The following is a 19,633-nucleotide window of genomic DNA, read 5'->3' as shown; positions in this document are numbered from 1 at the left end:
TCCCCGCCCCCCCCGCGGGTGGCGGGGGGGGGGCGCGGCCGGGCGCGGGCGTCGGGGCTCCGCGCCCCGGGGGGGGGGGGGGGGCCCCCCCCCCCCCCGCCCCACCCGCCCCGCGCGCCCGTCGGACGCCCCCCAGGACGTCCGACGGGCGCGCGGGGCTCAGGCCGACTCCCGTACGACCAGGACCGGTTCGAAGACCTCCGAACCGGTCACCGGCGTGCCCGTGTCCAGGTGGGCGAGGAGCAGCCGGGTCATCGCCGAGGCCATCTCCTCCACCGGCTGCCGGACCGTCGTCAGCGGGGGAGCGGCCGTGCGGGCCGCCACCGAGTCGTCGAAGCCGATCACCGCCACCCGGTCCGGCACCGCCACGCCCCGTTCCGCGAGGTGGCGGCAGGCGCCCCGGGCCATCAGGTCGTTCGCCGCGAACACCGCGTCGATCCCCGGGTCCCGCTCCCACAGCCGGGCCATCGCCTCCCGGCCGCTCTCCTCGGTGAACCGGCCCCGCTCGACCGGCACGCGGGCCGCGCCCAGGGCCGTGAGCGCCGCCGTGAAGCCGTCCAGCCGCTCGCGGGCGGCCGGCGCCGTCGCAGGTGCCGCGACGGCCGCGGGACGGCGCCGCCCGGCCGCCCACAGGTGCTCGGCGGCGAGCCGGGCGCCCGCCGTGTTGTCCAGGTCCACCCAGCCGCAGCGCACGCCGCTCCGCGGGCGTCCGAAGAGCACCGTGGGCAGTCCGGCCCCGACCAGCATCCCGGGCAGCGGGTCGTCCTCGTCGAGCGGCACCACCAGCGCCCCGTCGGCCCCGCCGCGCCGCAGGTAATCGACCAGCTGCGCCCGGGCCGGCTCCGACTCCGCCACCAGCAGCACGGGCTGCACCGCGCGCTCGCGCAGCACCGGGAGCACCCCGTCGACGACCCGCCCGAAGAAGGGGTCGGAGAAGAGGCGCGCGGTGAAGGAGCCGCCGGTCGCCGACAGCACCAGGGCGACCGCGCCGGTGCGCCGGGTCACCAGGGAGCGGGCCGCCTGGTTCGGCGCGTAGCCGGTCCTGGCGACGGCCGCGAGGACCGTCCGCCGGATCTCCGGGGCCACGTTCCGCACGCCGTTGACCACGCGGGACACGGTCGCCCGCGACACCCCCGCCTCGCGTGCGACGTCCTCCAGCGTCGGTCCCCGATTCCCCATCCACGCACTTTATCGGTGCGGCGTGTCCGCTGGGTGGGCAGTCGGCGAGGCATGTGCCCGTTCGCCGATCGATGCTTAATGCAAGTCAAAAGAAAAGTCGTGTCACACGCCTTGACCGTCAACTCCGGCCCCGTGCAAGGTTTCGGAGAGCGCTCTCCCATGTGTCCGTCACGTATCACCGAGGAGATCCATGTCCTCCGTTGGGTCCCCGCCGCCGCGTCGGCGCCCCGCCCCCACACTCCGCCGCTCCACGGCCGGCGCCCTCGTCGCCGCCCTGGCCGGCACCCTGCTCGCGGTCGTCCCCACGACCGCCGCGCAGGCCGCCGAGACCCTGCTCTCGCAGGGCAGGACGGCCACCGCCTCCTCCACCGAGGGTGCCGCCTTCCCCGCCTCCGCCGCCGTCGACGGCGACCTCGGCACCCGCTGGGCCAGCCAGTGGCAGGACCCCCAGTGGCTCCAGGTCGACCTCGGCGCGAGCAAGCAGCTCAGCCGGGCCGTCCTCACCTGGGAGGCCGCCTACGGCAAGAGCTACGAGCTCCAGGCCTCCGAGAACGGCACCGACTGGCGCACCGTCACCGCCGTCTCCGCCGGCGACGGCGGCACCGACGAGGTCGCCCTCTCCGGCACCGGCCGCTACGTCCGCGTGAACGGCCTCACCCGCGGCACCGGATACGGCTACTCCCTCTGGGAGTTCCAGGTCTACGGCTCCACCGACGGCACCGGCCCGACGCTGCCCGGCGGCGGCGACCTCGGCCCCAACGTGCACGTCTACGACCCGTCCACGCCCGGCCTCCAGGCCAAGCTGGACGCCGTCTTCCAGGAGCAGGAGTCCGCCCAGTTCGGCGCGGGCCGCCACGCCTTCCTCCTCAAGCCCGGCACGTACAACGGCCTCAACGCCCAGCTCGGCTTCTACACCCAGATCGCCGGCCTCGGCGTCCGCCCCGACGACACCACCATCAACGGCGACGTCACCGTCGACGCCGGCTGGTTCAACGGCAACGCCACCCAGAACTTCTGGCGCGGCGCCGAGGGCCTCGCCCTCAACCCGGTGAACGGCACCGACCGCTGGGCCGTCTCCCAGGCCTCCTCCTTCCGCCGCATGCACGTCAAGGGCGGCCTCAACCTCGCCCCCAACGGCTACGGCTGGGCCTCCGGCGGCTACATCGCCGACTCCAAGATCGACGGCCAGGTCGGCAACTACTCGCAGCAGCAGTGGTACACCCGCGACAGCTCCATCGGCGGCTGGTCCAACAGCGTCTGGAACCAGACCTTCTCCGGCACCGAGGGCGCGCCCGCGACCTCCTTCCCCGAGCCGCGCTACACCACCCTCGACACCACCCCGATCTCGCGCGAGAAGCCCTATCTGATCTGGGAGGACAACCAGTACAAGGTCTTCTCCCCGGCCAAGCGGACCAACGCCCGCGGCACCACCTGGGCCAACGGCGCCCCGCAGGGCGAGAAGATCCCCCTCGGCCAGTTCTACGTCGTCAGGCCCGGCACCACCGCCGCGACCATGAACCAGGCCGTCCGGCAGGGCCTCCACCTGCTCATCACCCCCGGCGTCTACCACGTCGACCGGCCCATCGAGATCGACCGCGCGAACACCATCGTGCTCGGCCTCGGCCTCGCCACGATCATCCCGGACAACGGCGTCGCCGCCATGAAGGTCGCCGACGTCGACGGCGTCCGCCTCGCCGGCTTCCTCGTCGACGCCGGCCCGGTCAACTCCCCGGTCCTGCTGGAGCTCGGCCCGCAGAACTCCGCCGCCGACCACGCCGCCAACCCGACGACCGTCCAGGACGTCTACATCCGCATCGGCGGCGCCGGTCCCGGCAAGGCCACCACCAGCATGGTCGTCCACAGCGACGACGTCATCGTCGACCACACCTGGGTCTGGCGCGCCGACCACGGCGACGGCGTCGGCTGGGAGACCAACCGCGCCGACTACGGCGTCCGCGTGTACGGCGACGACGTCCTCGCCACCGGCCTCTTCGTCGAGCACTTCAACAAGTACGACGTCGAGTGGTACGGCGAGCGCGGCCGCACGATCTTCTACCAGAACGAGAAGGCGTACGACGCCCCGAACCAGGCCGCCATCCAGAACGGCACGACCAAGGGCTACGCCGCCTACCGGGTCGACGACTCGGTGAACACCCACGAGGCGTGGGGACTCGGCAGCTACTGCAACTACAACGTGGACCCGACCATCGTCCAGGACCACGGCTTCAAGGCGCCCGTCAAGCCCGGAGTGAAGTTCCACAGCCTCCTGGTGGTGTCCCTCGGCGGCATGGGCCACTACAACCACGTCATCAACGACACCGGGGCGTCCACCATCCCCGCCGGCACCTCGACCGTGCCCTCCACCGTCGTCAGCTTCCCGTGACGACCCGCCGGGGTGCGGCGCCCGACGCCGCGCCCCGGCCCTCCCACCCCTTCCGGGCGGCGATCCGTCCCGCCGCGCCGCCCGGAAGGCACCCCACTTCCCCCCTCGCGCCCGTAAGGGAGCCGCCATGCCCGCGCACACCGCCGCCGGACCCGTCCGGCCGATCCGCCCCCGTACCCGCACCGCCGCCTCGATCGTCTCGCTCGGGGCCCTGCTCGCCACCTCGCTGACCGCGCTCACCGCCGCGCCCGCCTCCGCCGCCGAGACCCTGCTCTCGCAGGGCAGGACGGCCACCGCCTCCTCCACCGAGGGTGCCGCCTTCCCCGCCTCCGCCGCCGTCGACGGCGACCCCGGCACCCGCTGGGCCAGCCAGTGGAGCGACGGTCAGTGGATCCAGGTCGACCTCGGCCGCACCGCCACCGTCAGCCGGATCGTGCTGAACTGGGAGGCCGCCCACGCCACCGCGTACGACATCCAGCTCTCCGACAACGGCACGGACTGGCGCACCGTGAAGTCCGTGACCGGCTCCGACGGCGGCACCGACGAGATCGCCGTCTCCGGCACAGGACGCCACGTCCGCCTCCAGGGCGTCACCCGCGCCGGCGGGTACGGCCTCTCCCTCTGGGAGTTCAAGGTGTACGGCGAGGAGGGCGGCACCCCGCCCCAGGGCGGCGGCGCCGTCCGCGTCACCGGGAGCCAGGGCAACTGGCAGCTGACCGTCGGCGGCCAGCCGTACACCGTCAAGGGCGTCACCTGGGGTCCGGCCGTCGCCGACGCCGGCCGCTACATGCCCGACGTGAAGTCGCTGGGCGTCAACACCATCCGCACCTGGGGCACCGACGGCTCCACCAAGCCGCTCCTCGACGCGGCCGCCGCCCAGGGCATCCGCGTCATGAACGGCTTCTGGCTCCAGCCCGGCGGCGGCCCCGGCTCCGGCGGCTGCGCCAACTACGTCACCGACACCACGTACAAGACGAACATGCTGAACGAGTTCGCCAAGTGGGTCGAGGAGTACAAGTCCCACCCCGCCACCCTCATGTGGAACGTCGGCAACGAGTCCGTCCTCGGCCTCCAGAACTGCTACTCCGGCACCGAACTCGAAGCCCAGCGCAACGCCTACACCACCTTCGTCAACGACGTCGCCAAGAAGATCCACACCATCGACCCCGACCACCCCGTCACCTCGACGGACGCCTGGACCGGCGCCTGGCCCTACTACAAGCGCAACGCCCCCGACCTCGACCTGTACGCGATGAACGCCTACGGCGACCTGTGCGGCGTCCGCGAGGACTGGGAGCAGGGCGGCTACACCAAGCCGTACCTCATCACCGAGACCGGCCCGGCGGGGGAGTGGGAGACCCCGAAGGACGCCAACGGCGTCGCCGACGAGCCCACCGACGTGCAGAAGGCCGAGGGCTACACCCGCGCCTGGAACTGCGTCACCGGCCACCGGGGCGTCGCGCTGGGCGCCACCGTCTTCCACTACGGCACCGAGCACGACTTCGGCGGCGTCTGGTTCAACCTCCTGCCCGACGGTCTCAAGCGGCTCTCCTACTACGCCCTCAAGAAGGCGTACACGGGCAGCACCGCCGGCGACAACACCCCGCCCGTCATCTCGAACATGACCGTCACCCCGTCCGGATCCGCCCCGGCCGGCGGCGAGTTCACGATCCGCGCCGACGTCCGTGACCCCGACGGCGACGCCGTCACCACGAAGGTCTTCCTCAGCGGCAACTACGCCAACGGCGACAAGCGGCTGCTGGAGACCCCGCACCGCCGCAACGCCGACGGCTCCCTCACCGTCACCGCCCCCGAGAAGCTCGGCGTGTGGAAGGTGTACGTCCAGGCCGAGGACGGTCGCGGCAACGCCGGCATCGAGACGAAGTCGATGAAGGTCGTCGCCCCGCCGGTGGCCGGCACCAACCTCGCCCAGGGCCGCCCCACCACCGCCTCCTCCTTCCAGGCCTCGTACGGCGACTGCCCCTGCCCGGCCGGCAACGCCACCGACGGCAACCCGAACACCCGCTGGGCCAGCGACTGGGCCGACCCGCAGTGGATCCAGGTCGACCTCGGCTCCGTCCGCGCCTTCTCCCGCCTCCAGCTCGTCTGGGACCCGGCCTACGCCCGCGCCTACGAGGTCCAGGTCTCCGACGACGGCCGGAACTGGCGCACGATCCACACCCAGACCGCCGGCAACGGTGACATCGACACCATCGAGGCAGCGGCCACCGCCCGCCACGTCCGCCTGCACCTGACCGCACGCGGCACCGGCTGGGGCTACTCCCTCCACGAGTTCGGCGTCTTCGGCTGACCGGCCCGCACCACCCCTTCCTCCCACCCCACTGAGGAGATCCCCATGAGATCGAGTCCGAAGCGGCTCTCCGTACTCCTCGTCAGTACGGCCCTCCTCGCCGGCGCCCTCGGCTTCGGCACGATGGCCCAGGCCACCGACCCGGCCGCCGGCATCCCGCCCGACGTCGCCGCGGCCGCGAACCACGTCGGGCACCGGATGGCCGCCTCCACCCAGGCGTCGGGCGACGACGCCGACGGGGACGGATACATCCCCGCCGTCCCGCCGGTCACCGGCGTCACCCCGTCCACGGACACCCCGCCCCCGGCCTACCACCACGAGTTCCAGGCCGGCTGCTCCGTCACCCACACCGCGCCGGACGACCCGATCGTCTACCCCGGCCAGTTCGGCAAGTCCCACGACCACACGTTCATGGGCAACACCTCCACGAACGCCGCCAGCACCACCGCCTCCCTCTACGGGGGCGCCACCACCTGCAAGGCGCCCGCGGACGCCTCCGCGTACTGGATGCCCTCGCTGTACAAGGGCGAGCAGAAGATCCTGCCCGTCGGCCCGCAGGTCATCTACTACAAGGCCGGCGTGACCGACTACCGCAGCGTGCGCCCCTTCCCCAAGGGGCTCCGCTTCGTCGTCGGCAGCCCGACGCAGACCGAGCAGGAGTTCCGCGCCCACAAGGGCTTCGTCGAGGGCTGGGAGTGCGGTGACAGCTTCTTCAACACCGACATCCCGGCGAGCTGTCCGAGCCGGCCCGACGTCCAGCTCAACCTGCGCATGCAGGCCCCCAGCTGCTGGAACGGCCTGCACCTCGACACCCCCGACCACAAGAGCCACATGGCGTACCCGGTCGTGAAGCCCGGCACCAACGACAACATGTGCCCGGCCTCCCACCCGGTCGCCCTGCCGATGATCGAGTTCAAGATGGCGTGGCCGGTCAACGGCGACATGAGCCAGGTCCGCCTGGCCAGCGGCCGCGGCTACTCCTTCCACTACGACTTCTTCAACGCGTGGGAGGAGCGCACCCTCAAGGCCCTCGTCGACCACTGCATCAACGGCGGCCTCCAGTGCGACACCCGGGGCTTCGACCTCTACCGCCCCGAGCGCGGCACGGTGCTGAACGCCGACCACGTCCTGCCCTGACCCCCGTCCACCCCGTACGGGGCGGCCCGGACGCCCGCCGCGGCAACCCGGGCCGCCCCCGTACCGCTTCCACCGGAGAGCACCCGCCCATGTCCGCCGACGCCCGCTTCCCCGCCGACGACGCCCTGATCGCCCGCCTCCCGCCCGGCTTCCGCATCGGCGCCGCCACCTCCGCCTACCAGATCGAGGGCGCGGCGGCCGAGGACGGCCGCACCCCCTCCATCTGGGACACCTTCTGCCGGGTCCCCGGCGCCGTCGACAACGGCGACACCGGGGACACGGCCTGCGACCACTACCACCGCATGCCCGAGGACGTCGCGCTGCTGGCGGACCTCGGCCTCGACACGTACCGCTTCTCCGTCTCCTGGCCCCGCGTCCAGCCCGGCGGGAGCGGCCCGGCCAACCCGAAGGGGCTCGCCTTCTACGACCGCCTCGTCGACGAACTCCTCGCGCGGGACGTCACCCCCTGGCTCACCCTCTACCACTGGGACCTGCCCCAGGAGCTCCAGGACGCCGGCGGCTGGCCCGCCCGCGACACCGCCCACCGCTTCGCCGACTACGCCGCGCTCGTCCACGACCGGCTCGGCGACCGCGTCACCCACTGGACCACCCTCAACGAACCGTTCTGCTCGGCGGTCCTCGGACACGTCGAGGGCGTCCACGCGCCCGGCGGGCGCTCCCTCGCCGACGGCGTCGCCGCCGTGCACCACCTGCACCTCGCCCACGGTCTCGCCGCCCGGCGGCTGCGCGCGGACGCCCGCCGCCCGCTCGACCTGGCCGTCACCCACCTGCTCGGCACCAGCGCCCCGGCCGGCGACGGCGCCGCCGACCGGGAGGCCGCCCGCCGCGCCGACGCCTTCGGCTTCCGCTTCTACCTCGACCCGATCCTGCGCGGCGCCTACCCCGAGGACCTGGTCCGCGACCTCGCCGCACACGGCGTCGCGATCCCGGTCCGGGACGGCGACCTCGCGGCCATCGCCACCCCCATCGACACCCTCGGCGTCAACTACTACCGCTCGATGCGCAGTTCGGGGACCGACGAGCACGGCTCCCCCACCGACGCCCACGGCCTCCCGGTCACCCGGGGCCTCCCGCACGGCGGCCTGCCCGTCACCGGCCTCGGCTGGGAGGTCATGCCCCACGACCTCACCGCGCTGCTCCTGCGCATCGCCCGCGACTACCCCGGCACCCCCGTGGTCGTCACCGAGAACGGCGCCGCCTACGAGGACGTCCCGGACGAGGACGGCCACGTCGACGACGCCGAGCGCACCGCCTACCTCTCCGCCCACCTCGCCGCCGTCGCCCGCGCCCGCGAGGCCGGCGCCGACGTCCGCGGCTACCTCGCCTGGTCGCTCCTCGACAACTTCGAATGGGCCTACGGCTACGCCCAGCGCTTCGGGCTCGTCCGCGTCGACTACGCCACCCAGGCGCGCACGCCCAAGCGCAGCGCCCGCTGGCTGCGCGACACGGCCCGTCTGGTGCGCGGCACGGCCTGAGCCCGGGGCCGCGGGTGGCCGGGCGCCTTGCGGGCGGCCGTGGCGGGGCGGACGATGGGAGAGGAGCCGAAGGAGTGACGTCATGGCCGAAGAGCAGGGCGACCCGCTCGCCGCCTGGACCCAGCGACTGCTCCGCCTCGGTGCCGGGATCTCGCCGGTGGACGCCAGGTCGTTCGTCCGCGATCTCTACACCCACGCGCAGGCCGACCTCGACGCGGAGCGCGCCGAGGCCGACTTCGTGCGCGAGGAGTAGCCCCGCCGGGGGTTCAAGCGCGCAGCGCCCGCATCAGGACGAGTGCGCCGGCGGCGGGCAGCCCGACCGAGAACGCGCCGATCAGCAGCAGTTCCACCGGCCCGATCCCGCCGCCGGCGAGGAACAGCCCGCCGAGGAGCAGCAGGACCGGCACGGCCACCGAGGTGGCCGTGGCGATCCGCTTGTGCCGGGCGTCCCACAGCGGGGACTTCCAGAGCAGGGCGAGCCCGACCGCGAGGACGACGGCGCCCGCGTAGGGCGAGCCGAGGAGCAGCAGCCCTCCGAGGGCGGGCAGGGCGGCGACGATCCGCGCGGCCTGCCGGCCGGCGAGCGGGCCGGCCGGGCGAGGGCCGTCGGCGACGTGCGCCGGAGAGGGCGCCGGGGAGGTCGTCCCCTCCTCGGCGAGCGCGGAGGCGGCCACCGTGCGGGGGTCGCCCAGCTCGGCGAGGACGGCGCGGATCCCCGCGTCGTCCCGGGCGTCGCTCACCTCGATGTGCTCGCGGAGGTCCGCGAGGAGCTCCGCCCGGCGTTCGGCCGGGAGCCCGGGCGTCTCGCGGGCCACGGAGTCGAGGTAGGCCGCGACGAGCGGGTGGTCGATGGCGTTCATGCGGTGTCCCCCTGCGGGTCGTTGAGGAAGTGGTCGACGGCGTCCCGGAAGTGCGGCCACGCCCCGGCGAACTCGGCCAGCGCGGTCCGGCCGGGGGCCGTCAGCGCGTAGTAGCGGCGCGGCGGCCCGCTGGGGGACTCGCGCAGCTTGGTGTCGACGAGACCCTCCCGCCGCAGCCGCGACAGCAGGGGGTAGATCGTGCCCTGGCTGGTGGTCATCACGCTGACCGCGGAGAGCTCGGCGAGGAGTTCGACGCCGTACTTCGGCTCGTCCCTGAGCAGCGCGAGGACGCAGTACTCCAGCACTCCCTTGCGGAGCTGGCTGGAGACCCTGCCCCCCGCCTCGTTCATTGCGTTACCAGGAACCATGCAATGCAAGATAGCGCCGACGGCTTCCTCCGACAAGCCGCCGCCCGACGGGAACCGGCCGCTCCGGCCGCTCGTGTAACGGGGGACGGGCGTGCCGAGACGAGGGAGACGTGGTGACGGCCAACGACACGAGGATCGAGGGGAACACCCTGCTGCTGGGCGACGGGGTGCGGGTGCGCTTCATCCGCACGCTCCGGCTGCCCGAGACCGGCACCCACCGGCTGCCCCCGGGCCTCGGCGAGTTCCCGCTCCGCCGGGTCGAGGACCACCCCGACACCGTGCCCGAGCGGTGGCGCGCCAAGGGCGGCGTGATGCTCCCCGTCCACCTCCGCGAGGCGATGTGGCTCAGCTTCGCCGGCAGCCAGGAACCCTCGGCCCTCCAGGTCGGCGTGGGCAAGGTCTGCGCGATCTCCGGCGAGAAGTGGACCGGGAAGCTGTCCCGCCGCCCGCAGAACTACGTGGTGCTGCCCCGCCAGCCGTGGCTGGACGGCATCAACTCCGGCAAGGGCACGGTGCGCCAGTTCGTCGCCGTCCCGCTCGGCATGGGCGCCACCGTCGAGGGCCAGGTCACCGGCGAGGAGACCGTCGGCGGCCTCCAGCTCCAGGCCTTCCCGCTCGCCCCGAAGCCCCGCGCCGCCTGGCGCGAGGAGCAGCGGCGGCTCGCCGAGGAGCGGGCCCGCTTCCGCGCCGCCTCGCCCCCGCCCTCGTACGGCGGCGGCTACGGCGCCCCGCCGCCGATGCCGATGGCCGCCCCGGCGGGCGCGCCGCCCGCGCCCGGCGCGGCCATGGGCATCGGGGCGGGCGGTTCCATGCGGCAGGAGGTGTACCAGGACGACCGCAAGGCCCGCGACTGGTCCGACACCCCCGAGGCGCGCGTCTTCGTCCACCTGGTGACCCCGCCCGAGTGGCGCCGCATCACCGGCGAGGAGCCCCCGCCGTCCCCCGTCGACCGCGCCGCCTACACGCGCGCGGGCCTGCCCTGGTACGACTACTTCGACGCCGACGGCACCGACCTCGCCCCCTCCGACGCCCTCGCCGGCGTCAAGCCCGTGGGGGAGTGGCTCGGCGACGACCTGGACCCGTGGACCCCGCCGGCCCCGCACCAGATCAAGCCGCTCGGCCCCCCGCCCCCGCCGCCGGGCGCCCCGGTGGCCGACGGCGACTGGTGACCCCGCCGGGCGGGTCCCGGGACGGGAGGGCCGCACCGGCCCCGTACCGGGACCCGCCCGCACGGGGCCGGTCCCGGCACGGTACGAATCGCTCTGTGAACGACACGAACCGGCCCGCCTCCATCCGCGTCTTCATCGCATTGGCGCCGCCCGACGACGCCAAGGACGAACTCGCCCGGGCCCTGGCCCCCGCCTACGCGGCGTACCCCGCCATGCGCTGGAACCGGATCGAGGACTGGCACATCACCCTCGCCTTCCTCGGCGAGCTGCCCGTCACCACCGTGCCCCTGCTCCACGGCCCCCTCGCGGACCTCGCCGCCGCCCGCCGCCCCCTCGGCCTGTCCCTCCGGGGCGGCGGCCACTTCGACGCGCGGGTCCTGTGGAGCGGCGTCGCCGGCGACGTCCCCGGCCTCCACCGCCTCGCCGACGACGTGCGCGCCCTGGTGAAGGAGACCGGGATCCCGTACGAGGGCCGCCCGCTGCGCCCGCACCTGACGCTGGCCCGCGCCCGCCGGGGCGACCTCACCGGCGTCCCGGACGCGGCCGGCGTCCTCGACGGCTTCGAGGGGCGCCCGTGGCCGGCCGCCCGGCTCCACCTCGTCGGCAGCGACCACGCCCGGGGCCCCGCGCCGGTCCGCTACCAGGACATCGTCTCCTGGCCGTTCACCGGGACCGGGGCCGGGGACGAGGTCGGGATCGAAGCCGAAGCCGAAGCCGAAGCCGGGACCGGAACCGAAGCCTGAGCGGGTGCCCGGCCTCAGGGCGCGGCGATCAGCTCGCTCAGCCGCGTCGCGAGCCACGGCCTGCGGCCGCCGGCCCGCATCCGGCCCCGCGCGATCGCCTTCCACACCGGCATCCGGCCGAAGGAGACGAGCAGGAAGGCGGCCGGGGCCGCCGTGATCCGGCAGTCGTACGGGCGCGGCGGCGCGTCCCGCGTCACGGTGGCGGCGCCGTCCTCCACCACGACGGCGAGCCGCGGTCCGCCCTTCAGGACCAGGTCGAAGGCGATCCGCACCCCCTTCGCCTTCCCGGCGTCGAGGGCGAGCGGCATCATCGTCACCATCGCCTGCCCGATCACCAGCGACGCCTCCGCCGCGCCCACGGTCCACGGCCGGCCCGCGCCGCGCGCGACGTCCAGCCCGTGCACGAGGGTCTCGCTGAGCATCAGCCCCGTCGCCGCCGCGAGCGGGACGGTCCGCCCGGGCCCGTACCAGGGCGCCGGGACGGGCAGGTCGTGCGCGAGCCCCTCGGAGTGCCGCAGGAAGGCCGCGCCCCGCTCGGCCATGAGCGCGCCCAGCCGCTTGCGCTCGGCCCCGGTGACGAGCCCGATGGACAGGGCGTTCACGGCGGCGATCCGCTCCCCGAAGCCGGCGTCCTCGTCCTCCGTGAGCAGCGCGTCCCAGTCGACGCCCCCGTCGGCGGAGACGGCGGAACCGTAGGCGAGGTACACGGCGGCGAGGTGCGCCCCGACGTCCCCCACGGACCACGCGGGCACGCCCGAGGGCGCGTCCAGGTCGTCCGTCCCGCCCAGCAGCTCCACCAGCCGCCCGATCGCGGCCTCCAGCGCGGCGCGGGTCCTCTCGTGCTCGGCCACCGGATCGTACGGCGTGACGACACCCATGCGATTTCCCCCAAGGCTGTGGACGGGCCCGCACGTTACCGCCCGGTAGCGCCCGGGCGACAGGGGCCGCGCATCACGAACGGGACACTCTCGCGGGGCGAAGTGGCGTCCGCCCCGCTCCCCGGCGATGATCATCCGCATGGACGGGCGAGGAGAGCACGCGCAGGACGCCGACCGGCTGGCCGAGGCCGTGGCGGCCGGGGACGCGGCCGAGACGGAACGGCTGCTGCGCGCGGGCGTCGCGCCCGACGCCCCCGGCGGCGACGGGCGCACGGCGCTCGAACGCGCCGTGCGGGCGGGCGACGCCGCGATCGTCGGCCTGCTGCTCCGGGCCGGCGCCGATCCGGCACGGCCGGGCGGCGAGCACGACGGCGACCAGACGCCGCTCACCATGGCCGTGGGCCGGGGACACGCCGACGTCGTCCGGCTCCTGCTCGCCGCGGGCGCCCCCACCGGCCCCCAGACCAGGTTCGGCTGGGTGCCGCTCGTCCACGCCGCCACCGCCACCCAGGGAGACCCGATCGTCCTGATCGACCTGCTCCTGGAGTCCGGCGCCGACATCGAGGAACGGCAGAAGGACATGACCCCGCTCGAATGGGCGGCCGGCATGCCCCGCGCCGACGTCGTCCACCACCTCCTCGCCCGGGGCGCCACCCCCACGCTCCGGGCCCGTGACCGCGCCGTGCACTGGGGGGCCCGGCGGAACCCGGAGCGGGTCGACGTCTTCAGGGAGATCGTCGCCGCCCTCGGCGCCTCAGCCGCCGCCCGCCGGACCCGCTGACGGCGCGGCGGGACGCGGCGTACGGAGCCGGTCCAGGAGCGCCGCCTCGGCCGCCGCCGAGCGCGCGTCGCTCCACCGTCCCAGCGGCACCGCCCGCAGGTGCCGCCCCTGCGGGTCGAGCAGGTGGCCGCCCAGCTTCATCGGCCACAGCGTCAGCGCCCGGTCCCCGACCGCCAGTTCGGGAAAGCGCTCGGTCAGCCGCGACTCGAAGGGGGCGATGTCGTCCACCGACCGGAGCCAGGCCGCCAGCAGCAGGTTGTACGGCCCCGACAGCGAGGCGCAGAGCCGGATCTCGCGCAGCGCGCTGATCCGCTCCGCCAGCCGGGGCGCCCGGCTCTGCGGCACCGCCGCCCACAGGGACACCGACACCGGCCAGCCCGACAGCGCCCGCGCCACCTCGCAGCGGTACACCAGCGCGTGCTCGGCCTCCAGCCGGTCCAGCCGCCGCCGCACCGTCGTCGGACTGAGCCCGGTCCGCTCCGCGAGACGGGCCGCCGGCTGCCGGGGGTCCTCGCTCAGCACCCGCACCAGCTCCAGGTCACGGCCTTCGAGGAGCCGCCCGCCGGCCGGCCGGTCCGGCGCCGGCCGGTCCGGGCCCGCGAGCCGCCGCCGCTGCTCCCCGGTCAGCCGGTCGAGCCGCCAGCGGCTCCCCTCCGCGTGCAGGGTCGTGGCCACCTGGGTGCGCGACGCGGCCACCCCGCCGAGCGAGCCCAGCCGGAAGCCCACGTACCGGGCCAGCTCGGCCTGGTCGGCGAAGACGGCGGTGACCAGCAGGTCCCGGCCGCCGCTGACGTGCTCCAGATTGAACACGTGCGGGTCCTCGGCGACCTCCGCCGCGACCTCGTGCAGCCGGCCCGCCACGCAGTCCACCTCGATGAAGGCGACCACGGCGGGCGCCTGCGCCCGCACCGCCGGATGGACGCTGATCCACGCGTGCCCCGCCCGCGTCAGCCGCGTCCAGCGGCGCGCGACCGTCGACGCGTCGAGCCCCAGGGCCTCGCCGACGGTCTGCCAGTCGGCGCGCGGCGCCACCTGGAGGGCGGTCACCAGCAGATAGTCCAGCTCGTCCAGCACGCCCGCCACCCCGCTCCCGAAAAGAACCGAACGGCGCATCCGCGCAAACGATCACCCATGAGCGGCGGATCCCTGCACCCGGACGGCGTTCATCGAACGGATCGGCACTATACCCGCCATGTTCACGCACAGCGACGCCCTTGCCCACGCCGACACCCTCGTCCCCCTGCGACACGACCTCCACCGCACGCCCGAACTCGGCCTCGACCTGCCGCTCACCCAGCGCAGGGTCCTCGACGCCCTCGCCGGACTGCCCCTGGAGATCACCCTCGGCGAGCGGCTCAGCTCCGTCACCGCGGTCCTGCGCGGAGGCCGGCCGGGACCCGCCGTCCTGCTCCGCGGCGACATGGACGCCCTCCCCGTCCAGGAGGACACCGCCGTCCCGTACGCCTCCGAGGTCCCCGGCCGGATGCACGCCTGCGGCCACGACCTCCACACCGCCGGACTCGTCGGCGCCGCCCGGCTGCTCGCCGCCCGCCGCGACGAACTCCCCGGCGACGTCGTGTTCATGTTCCAGCCCGGCGAGGAGGGCATGGGCGGGGCCGGCCTCATGATCGAGGAGGGCGTCCTCGACGCCGCCGGCAGCCGGGTCGTCGCCGCCTACGCGCTCCACGTCACCTCGACCCTGCTGCCCACCGGTTACGCGGCCGTCCGCCCCGGCCCCATGCTGGCCGCCTCCGACGCGGTCACCGTCACCGTCCGCGGCGCCGGCGGCCACGGCTCCTCACCGCACTCCGCCAAGGACCCCGTGCCCGCCGTCTGCGAGATCGTCACCGCCCTCCAGACGATGGTCACCCGCACCGTCGACGTCTTCGACCCGGCCGTCCTCACCGTCGGCTCCCTCCACGCGGGCGCCGCGGGCAACGTCATCCCGGAGACGGCCGTCCTGGAGGCGACCGTCCGCTCCTTCTCCACCGCCACCCAAGCGGCCGTCAGGGCCGGCGTCGAGCGCACGGTCCGCGGCATCGCCGCCGCCCACGGAGTCGAGGCCGACCTCGACTACCGGGAGAACTACCCCGTCACCGAGAACGACCCCGCCGAGGCCGCCTTCGCGCTGCGCACCGCCCGCGGACTCCTCGGCGCCGACCGCGCCTTCGAGGCGCCGCGCCCGCTCACCGGCTCCGAGGACTTCTCCCTCGTCCTGCGCGAGGTCCCCGGCGCCTACCTCGGCATCGGTGCCTGCCCGCCCGACCGCGACCCGGCCACCGCCCCCATGAACCACTCGCCGCAGGCCGTCTTCGACGACCGCGCCGTCCTCGACGCCGCCGTCCTGCTGGCCGAACTCGCCGCCCGCCGCCTCCAGGAAGCCGCCGAGGACCCCGCATGAGCACCACCGGCCGCCCCGACCCCTCCGGGACCACCGCCCCCGACACCGCCCCTCCGGAGACCGGATCCGGATCCGTCCGGGCCGTCGTCGGACTCCTCGTCCTCTTCGAGCTGACCAGCGGCTTCCTCCAGGGCGGCATCGCCCCCCTGCTGCCGGAGATCGGACGCGAACTGGGCGTCCCCGACGCCGACCTCACCTGGGTGATCTCCGCCCAGCTCCTCGCCGCCGCCGTCAGCGTCCCCGTCCTCGGCCGCCTCGGCGACCTCCACGGCCACCGCAGGGTGCTGCGCTGGGCCCTCGCCTCCATCGCCGTCGGCACCCTGCTCGTCGCCCTCGCGCCGAACCTGCCGGTGCTGCTCGCGGGCCGCGTCCTCACCGGCCCGCTGGCCGCCCTGCTGCCGCTGGAGATCGCCCTCGTACGCGACCGGCTCCCGCTCGGCCCGGCCCGCTCGGCCATCGCCCGCCTGGTCGGAGCCCTCGCCCTCGGCACCCTCCTCGGCGGCGTCCTCACCGGCGCCGTCCACGCGCTCACCGACGACGTCCGCCTCACCCTCCTGGTCCCCGCCGTCCTCGCCGCCGCCTGCGTGCCCGTCTCCTTCCTCGCCGTCCCCGAGACCCGGCACCTCGCCCGGGGCCGCCTCGACTGGCCCGGCGCCGCCCTGCTCGGCGCCTCCGTCCTGCTGCTCCTCTCCGCCCTCCCGTCGGCCGAGGACGGCGGCTCCGGCCCCGCCGCCCTGATCCGGCTCGGCCTCGCCGTGCTCCTCGGCGCCCTCTGGGTCCGCGTCGAACTGCGCACCCCCGGACCGCTCGTGGACGTCCGGGCGCTGGCCGACCGCCGGGTGGCCCCCTTCTTCCTCTGCGCCTTCGTCTTCGGCGTCGTCTACTTCGGCGGCCAGGCGCCCGACGCCACCTTCCTCGCCGCCGACCCCGCCACCACCGGCTACGGCTTCGGCCTCTCCGCCCTGTCGATCTCCCTCGTGGCGCTCCCGGCGGCCGCGACCGCCGTCATCACCTCGTCCCTGACCGCCCGCGTCGCCGGACGCGTCGGCTACGTCCCCGCCCTCGCCGTCTCCTTCGCCCTCGTCGCGGCGAGCTTCCTGGCGACGGCCGCCCTGCACACGGCGCTCTGGCAGCTCGTCCTCGCGAAGATCCTCGCGGGCCTCGGCCTGGGCACCGCCCTCGGCGCCATGCCCACCGTGATCGCGGAGGCCGGAGACCCCTCCCGCACGGGCGTGACCACCGCCCTCTACAACAACGTCAAGACGCTCGGCGGAGCCGTCGCGGGAGGCGTCGTCGCCGCGATCCTCACCGCCTCGGCCGCGCACACCGCCACCCCGTCGGAATCGGCGTACGTCACGGTCTGGCTGCTGTGTGCGGCACTCTCCGCCGCGGCCGCCGCCCTGACCCTCGTCGCCCGCCGCGCCGGGGCCGGGACGCCCCGGCCCTGACACGGCGCCCCGGAGGGCTCAGCGGACGGCCGCGAGCAGCCCGGCGATCTCGTGGAAGCCCCGGAGCTCGGCGTGCCGGAGCGGGGTGACGCCGTCGCGGTCCGGGAGGTGGGGCGCGGCGCCCGCGCTGATGAGCAGTTCCACGATCTCCTGGTGGGCGGGGCCGCCGTCGCCGAGGATCACCGCCTCCAGGAGTGCCGTCCAGCCGAGCCGGTTGACGTGGTCGACGGCGATGTCGGTGGCGCGGAGCACGGCCCGCACGTAGTCGACGTGGCCGCGTTCGGCGGCGGGGATGAGGCTGACGCCGCCGAAGCGGTTGGTCAGCGTCACGTCGGGCGCCGGATCGGCGGCCAGCAGCACCCGCATCATCGGCACGCTGCCGGTCACGCCGGTGACCAGCCACGGGGTGTCCTCGCGGTCGTCCCGGGCGTTCGGGTCGGCGCCGGCCGCGACCAGGGCCCGCGCGGCGGCCACGCGGTCCCCGGCCGCGGCGAGCAGCAGCGCGGTGCGCCCGTGCTCGTCGCGGTGCTCGATGCCGGCTCCGCCGGCGAGGGCCTCGCGCACGGCGGCGGGGTCGTCGTTCCGTACGGCGGCCCGCAGGGCCAGGTCGGCGGCGGACATGGGGTTCCTCCTCAGGGAGATCGGGCGGCACAGCGCGTGCGCGGCGGTCCTGGCGCCGGTCCGCACGGCCACCGCGAACCCGCCCCGGAGCCCGGCGCGGAGCCGGGCGGGGTCGAACAGCGGGGGCCGTGGGGACCGGCGGGACCGACGGGCCGTTTCCTCGTCGTGCCTCCATCCCGGGTCCGCTCCCGGGCCCGTCCGGTCGGCCCGTCGGCTCCATGATGCGGGCGGACGGCCGGGGCGGGGGTCAGCCGATCGGTGGATACGCCCGCCCGTCCGGCAGGCTTGTGTACCGTCGTACGGAAGCCCTCCCACCGGAACCGCCCCGGCGGAGCGGCCCGGAGGACGGGGCGGCGGACGCCGCCGGAGAGGAGGGGGCGCGTGGCCCTCGTCGCGCTCGTCAACCCCAACACCAGCGGGGCGACCACGGAGATGATGGCCGCCATCGCCCGCCGCACCCTGCGCCCCGAGGACGGATACGACGTCCGGGGCGTCACCGTCGCCGCCGGGCCGTCGATGCTCGTCGACGAGGAGGCCCTGCGCGCCTCGGTCCGTCACGTCCTCGACGCGGCCGACCGCCTCCTCGCGGGCCCGGACGGCCCCCGCGTGGCCGCGTTCGTCGTGAGCGCCTTCGGGGACCCCGGCGTCGAGGAACTCCGCGCCCGCACCACCGTCCCCGTCGTCGGCATCGCGGAGGCCGCCCTGCGCGAGGCGGGCGCGGAGGGCCGCCGCTTCGGCATCGCCACCACCACCCCCGGCCTCGCCGCCGCGATCGACGCCCGCACGGCCCGCCTCGGCTGGTCCGCCCGGTACACCGGCGTCCGCCTCACCCCCGGCGACCCCCGCCGACTGGCCGCGTCCCCCGAGGAGATGACCGAACGCCTGGCGGAGGCCGTCGACCGGTGCGTGCGGGAGGACGGCGCCGAAGCGGTCGTCATCGGCGGCGGACCCCTCGGCGAAGCCGCCGAGGTCCTCCGGCACCGCTTCCCGGTCCCGGTCGTCGGCCCGATCCCGGCGGCGGCCGGGGAGGTCCTGCGGCTCCTGGCGTGAACCCGAAGGGGTGACCGAGGTGCCGGGCCCGTGACATCTCCGGGGGTGCGGACGGTTGCCCGTGCATGCGAATGACGACGATGCTCGGGGTGGCGCTGACCGCCGTGTTCCTGGCGGCCGTGGCCCGGCCGCCCGCCGCGCCGGAGCGCCTCGAACCCTGCGGGTACGAGGCCGACGGCCCGGTGCACCTCCGCACCGGGCCGGGCACCGACCGAAGATCCCTCGGCGTGCTCGGACCCGGCGACGAGGTCACGGTGGAACGGGAGTCGGGGGACTGGTACCGGATCCGCCTCGACGCGCCCTCCCGCTCGGGACTGCGCGCCGGCACGGAGGGCTGGGCGGTGAAGCGGCACTGGGAGCCGCGGACCTGCACCCGCCCGAGCGGCTAACCGGCCGCCGCGCGGTCGGAGTCGCTGCGCAGGACGCAGAACTCGTTGCCCTCGGGGTCCGCCAGGACGGCCCAGCCCGCGCCGTCCGGCTCCCTGAAGTCGCCGACCAGGCTGGCCCCGAGGCCCAGCAGGCGCCCGATCTCCGCGTCGCGCGAGGTCGTCGGGCGCAGGCACAGGTGGAGCCGGTTCTTCACCGTCTTCGGTTCCGGCACCTGCTGGAAGTACAGCACCGGGCCCTCCGGGAGCAGCACCTGCGTCTCCCGGGAGCCCGGCGCGTCGTCCGGATGCAGGGGGCCGCCCGTCACCGCGCTCCAGAACCGCGCCAGTTCATAAGCGTCCGCACAGTCGACCGCCACGTTCTGCACTGTCGAATACATGCCGACGATCATGCCCGACCCCCGCCGGCGGCGGGAACGCTC

The 19,633-nt window shown here is 75.2% G+C and carries 19 protein-coding genes; 12 read left to right on the top strand and 7 right to left on the bottom strand.

Annotated features, from left to right (window positions below; all coding sequences use genetic code 11):
• Positions 1-159: 159 nt before the first annotated feature.
• A complete protein-coding gene (locus tag ACFW6A_RS36205) occupies positions 160-1,179 on the bottom strand; it encodes a LacI family DNA-binding transcriptional regulator (RefSeq protein WP_386645951.1) in 1,020 nt (339 codons plus the stop codon).
• Positions 1,180-1,369: 190 nt separating this feature from the next.
• On the opposite strand from ACFW6A_RS36205, the gene ACFW6A_RS36200 reads away from it, so the two are divergent.
• The 5 genes from ACFW6A_RS36200 (at position 1,370) to ACFW6A_RS36180 (ending at position 8,759) form a co-directional block, all read left to right on the top strand.
• A complete protein-coding gene (locus ACFW6A_RS36200; RefSeq protein WP_351845886.1) occupies positions 1,370-3,562 on the top strand; it encodes a discoidin domain-containing protein in 2,193 nt (730 codons plus the stop codon).
• Between the two features lie 127 nt (positions 3,563-3,689).
• Positions 3,690-5,873, top strand: a complete 2,184-nt coding sequence (locus tag ACFW6A_RS36195; protein WP_351845889.1) for a discoidin domain-containing protein — start codon at positions 3,690-3,692, stop codon at positions 5,871-5,873.
• A 45-nt stretch (positions 5,874-5,918) separates the two neighbouring features.
• Positions 5,919-7,010: a DUF1996 domain-containing protein gene (locus tag ACFW6A_RS36190; RefSeq protein WP_386645947.1), complete on the top strand. Its 1,092-nt coding sequence runs from the start codon at positions 5,919-5,921 to the stop codon at positions 7,008-7,010.
• A gap of 89 nt (positions 7,011-7,099) precedes the next feature.
• Positions 7,100-8,506, top strand: coding sequence for a GH1 family beta-glucosidase (locus tag ACFW6A_RS36185; protein ID WP_351845894.1), 1,407 nt, complete (start codon positions 7,100-7,102; stop codon positions 8,504-8,506).
• 82 nt (positions 8,507-8,588) lie between these two features.
• Positions 8,589-8,759 carry a hypothetical protein gene (locus tag ACFW6A_RS36180; protein ID WP_351845896.1) on the top strand — a complete coding sequence of 57 codons (171 nt, stop codon included), beginning with the start codon at positions 8,589-8,591 and terminating at the stop codon, positions 8,757-8,759.
• A 13-nt stretch (positions 8,760-8,772) separates the two neighbouring features.
• On the opposite strand, the gene ACFW6A_RS36175 is transcribed toward ACFW6A_RS36180, so the two are convergent.
• Together ACFW6A_RS36175 and ACFW6A_RS36170 are read right to left on the bottom strand one after the other, a co-directional pair.
• Positions 8,773-9,366 (bottom strand): HAAS signaling domain-containing protein, encoded by a 594-nt coding sequence (locus ACFW6A_RS36175; protein ID WP_386645942.1) that lies wholly within the window; start codon positions 9,364-9,366, stop codon positions 8,773-8,775.
• Positions 9,363-9,734 carry a PadR family transcriptional regulator gene (locus ACFW6A_RS36170; protein ID WP_386645939.1) on the bottom strand — a complete coding sequence of 124 codons (372 nt, stop codon included), beginning with the start codon at positions 9,732-9,734 and terminating at the stop codon, positions 9,363-9,365. The genes ACFW6A_RS36175 and ACFW6A_RS36170 overlap by 4 nt, the downstream gene beginning before the upstream one ends.
• A 113-nt stretch (positions 9,735-9,847) precedes the next feature.
• Between ACFW6A_RS36170 and ACFW6A_RS36165 the strand changes: the two genes are divergently transcribed.
• Together ACFW6A_RS36165 and thpR are read left to right on the top strand one after the other, a co-directional pair.
• On the top strand, positions 9,848-10,903 hold the full coding sequence (locus ACFW6A_RS36165; protein WP_351845903.1) for a hypothetical protein: 1,056 nt from the start codon (positions 9,848-9,850) through the stop codon (positions 10,901-10,903).
• A 95-nt stretch (positions 10,904-10,998) separates the two neighbouring features.
• The gene (thpR, locus tag ACFW6A_RS36160; protein WP_351845905.1) at positions 10,999-11,646 is read left to right on the top strand and encodes an RNA 2',3'-cyclic phosphodiesterase; all 648 of its coding nucleotides are present in this window, start codon (positions 10,999-11,001) and stop codon (positions 11,644-11,646) included.
• Positions 11,647-11,660: 14 nt separating this feature from the next.
• On the opposite strand, the gene ACFW6A_RS36155 is transcribed toward thpR, so the two are convergent.
• Positions 11,661-12,524, bottom strand: a complete 864-nt coding sequence (locus ACFW6A_RS36155; protein WP_386645936.1) for a maleylpyruvate isomerase N-terminal domain-containing protein — start codon at positions 12,522-12,524, stop codon at positions 11,661-11,663.
• Positions 12,525-12,663: 139 nt separating this feature from the next.
• On the opposite strand from ACFW6A_RS36155, the gene ACFW6A_RS36150 reads away from it, so the two are divergent.
• The gene (locus ACFW6A_RS36150; RefSeq protein WP_351845910.1) at positions 12,664-13,305 is read left to right on the top strand and encodes an ankyrin repeat domain-containing protein; all 642 of its coding nucleotides are present in this window, start codon (positions 12,664-12,666) and stop codon (positions 13,303-13,305) included.
• On the opposite strand, the gene ACFW6A_RS36145 is transcribed toward ACFW6A_RS36150, so the two are convergent.
• Entirely contained in the window at positions 13,279-14,379 is a 1,101-nt protein-coding gene (locus tag ACFW6A_RS36145) for an Lrp/AsnC family transcriptional regulator (protein WP_351845913.1), read from the bottom strand. The two genes, ACFW6A_RS36150 and ACFW6A_RS36145, sit on opposite strands and share 27 nt — an antisense overlap.
• Positions 14,380-14,497: 118 nt before the next feature.
• On the opposite strand from ACFW6A_RS36145, the gene ACFW6A_RS36140 reads away from it, so the two are divergent.
• Positions 14,498-15,706: a M20 family metallopeptidase gene (locus ACFW6A_RS36140; RefSeq protein ID WP_351845916.1), complete on the top strand. Its 1,209-nt coding sequence runs from the start codon at positions 14,498-14,500 to the stop codon at positions 15,704-15,706.
• Complete coding sequence (locus ACFW6A_RS36135) at positions 15,703-17,154, top strand: MFS transporter (protein WP_386645933.1); 1,452 nt, start codon at positions 15,703-15,705, stop codon at positions 17,152-17,154. The genes ACFW6A_RS36140 and ACFW6A_RS36135 overlap by 4 nt, the downstream gene beginning before the upstream one ends.
• 18 nt (positions 17,155-17,172) lie before the next feature.
• Here the strand turns inward: ACFW6A_RS36135 and ACFW6A_RS36130 are convergent, their stop codons facing one another.
• The gene (locus tag ACFW6A_RS36130; RefSeq protein WP_386480922.1) at positions 17,173-17,775 is read right to left on the bottom strand and encodes an ankyrin repeat domain-containing protein; all 603 of its coding nucleotides are present in this window, start codon (positions 17,773-17,775) and stop codon (positions 17,173-17,175) included.
• A 381-nt stretch (positions 17,776-18,156) separates the two neighbouring features.
• Here ACFW6A_RS36130 and ACFW6A_RS36125 point away from each other — a divergent pair, with 381 nt between their 5' ends.
• Positions 18,157-18,825 carry an aspartate/glutamate racemase family protein gene (locus tag ACFW6A_RS36125; protein ID WP_386645930.1) on the top strand — a complete coding sequence of 223 codons (669 nt, stop codon included), beginning with the start codon at positions 18,157-18,159 and terminating at the stop codon, positions 18,823-18,825.
• 65 nt (positions 18,826-18,890) lie between these two features.
• Positions 18,891-19,214, top strand: a complete 324-nt coding sequence (locus ACFW6A_RS36120) for an SH3 domain-containing protein (protein WP_351845927.1) — start codon at positions 18,891-18,893, stop codon at positions 19,212-19,214.
• On the opposite strand, the gene ACFW6A_RS36115 is transcribed toward ACFW6A_RS36120, so the two are convergent.
• On the bottom strand, positions 19,211-19,591 hold the full coding sequence (locus tag ACFW6A_RS36115) for a VOC family protein (RefSeq protein WP_351845929.1): 381 nt from the start codon (positions 19,589-19,591) through the stop codon (positions 19,211-19,213). The genes ACFW6A_RS36120 and ACFW6A_RS36115 overlap by 4 nt on opposite strands.
• Positions 19,592-19,633: the final 42 nt, after the last annotated feature.

The organism is Streptomyces sp. NPDC058758, assembly GCF_042746075.1.
GTDB lineage: Bacteria > Actinomycetota > Actinomycetes > Streptomycetales > Streptomycetaceae > Streptomyces.
Note: the sequence above shows the minus strand (reverse complement) of the source record. Positions and strands in the feature narration are given on the sequence as shown.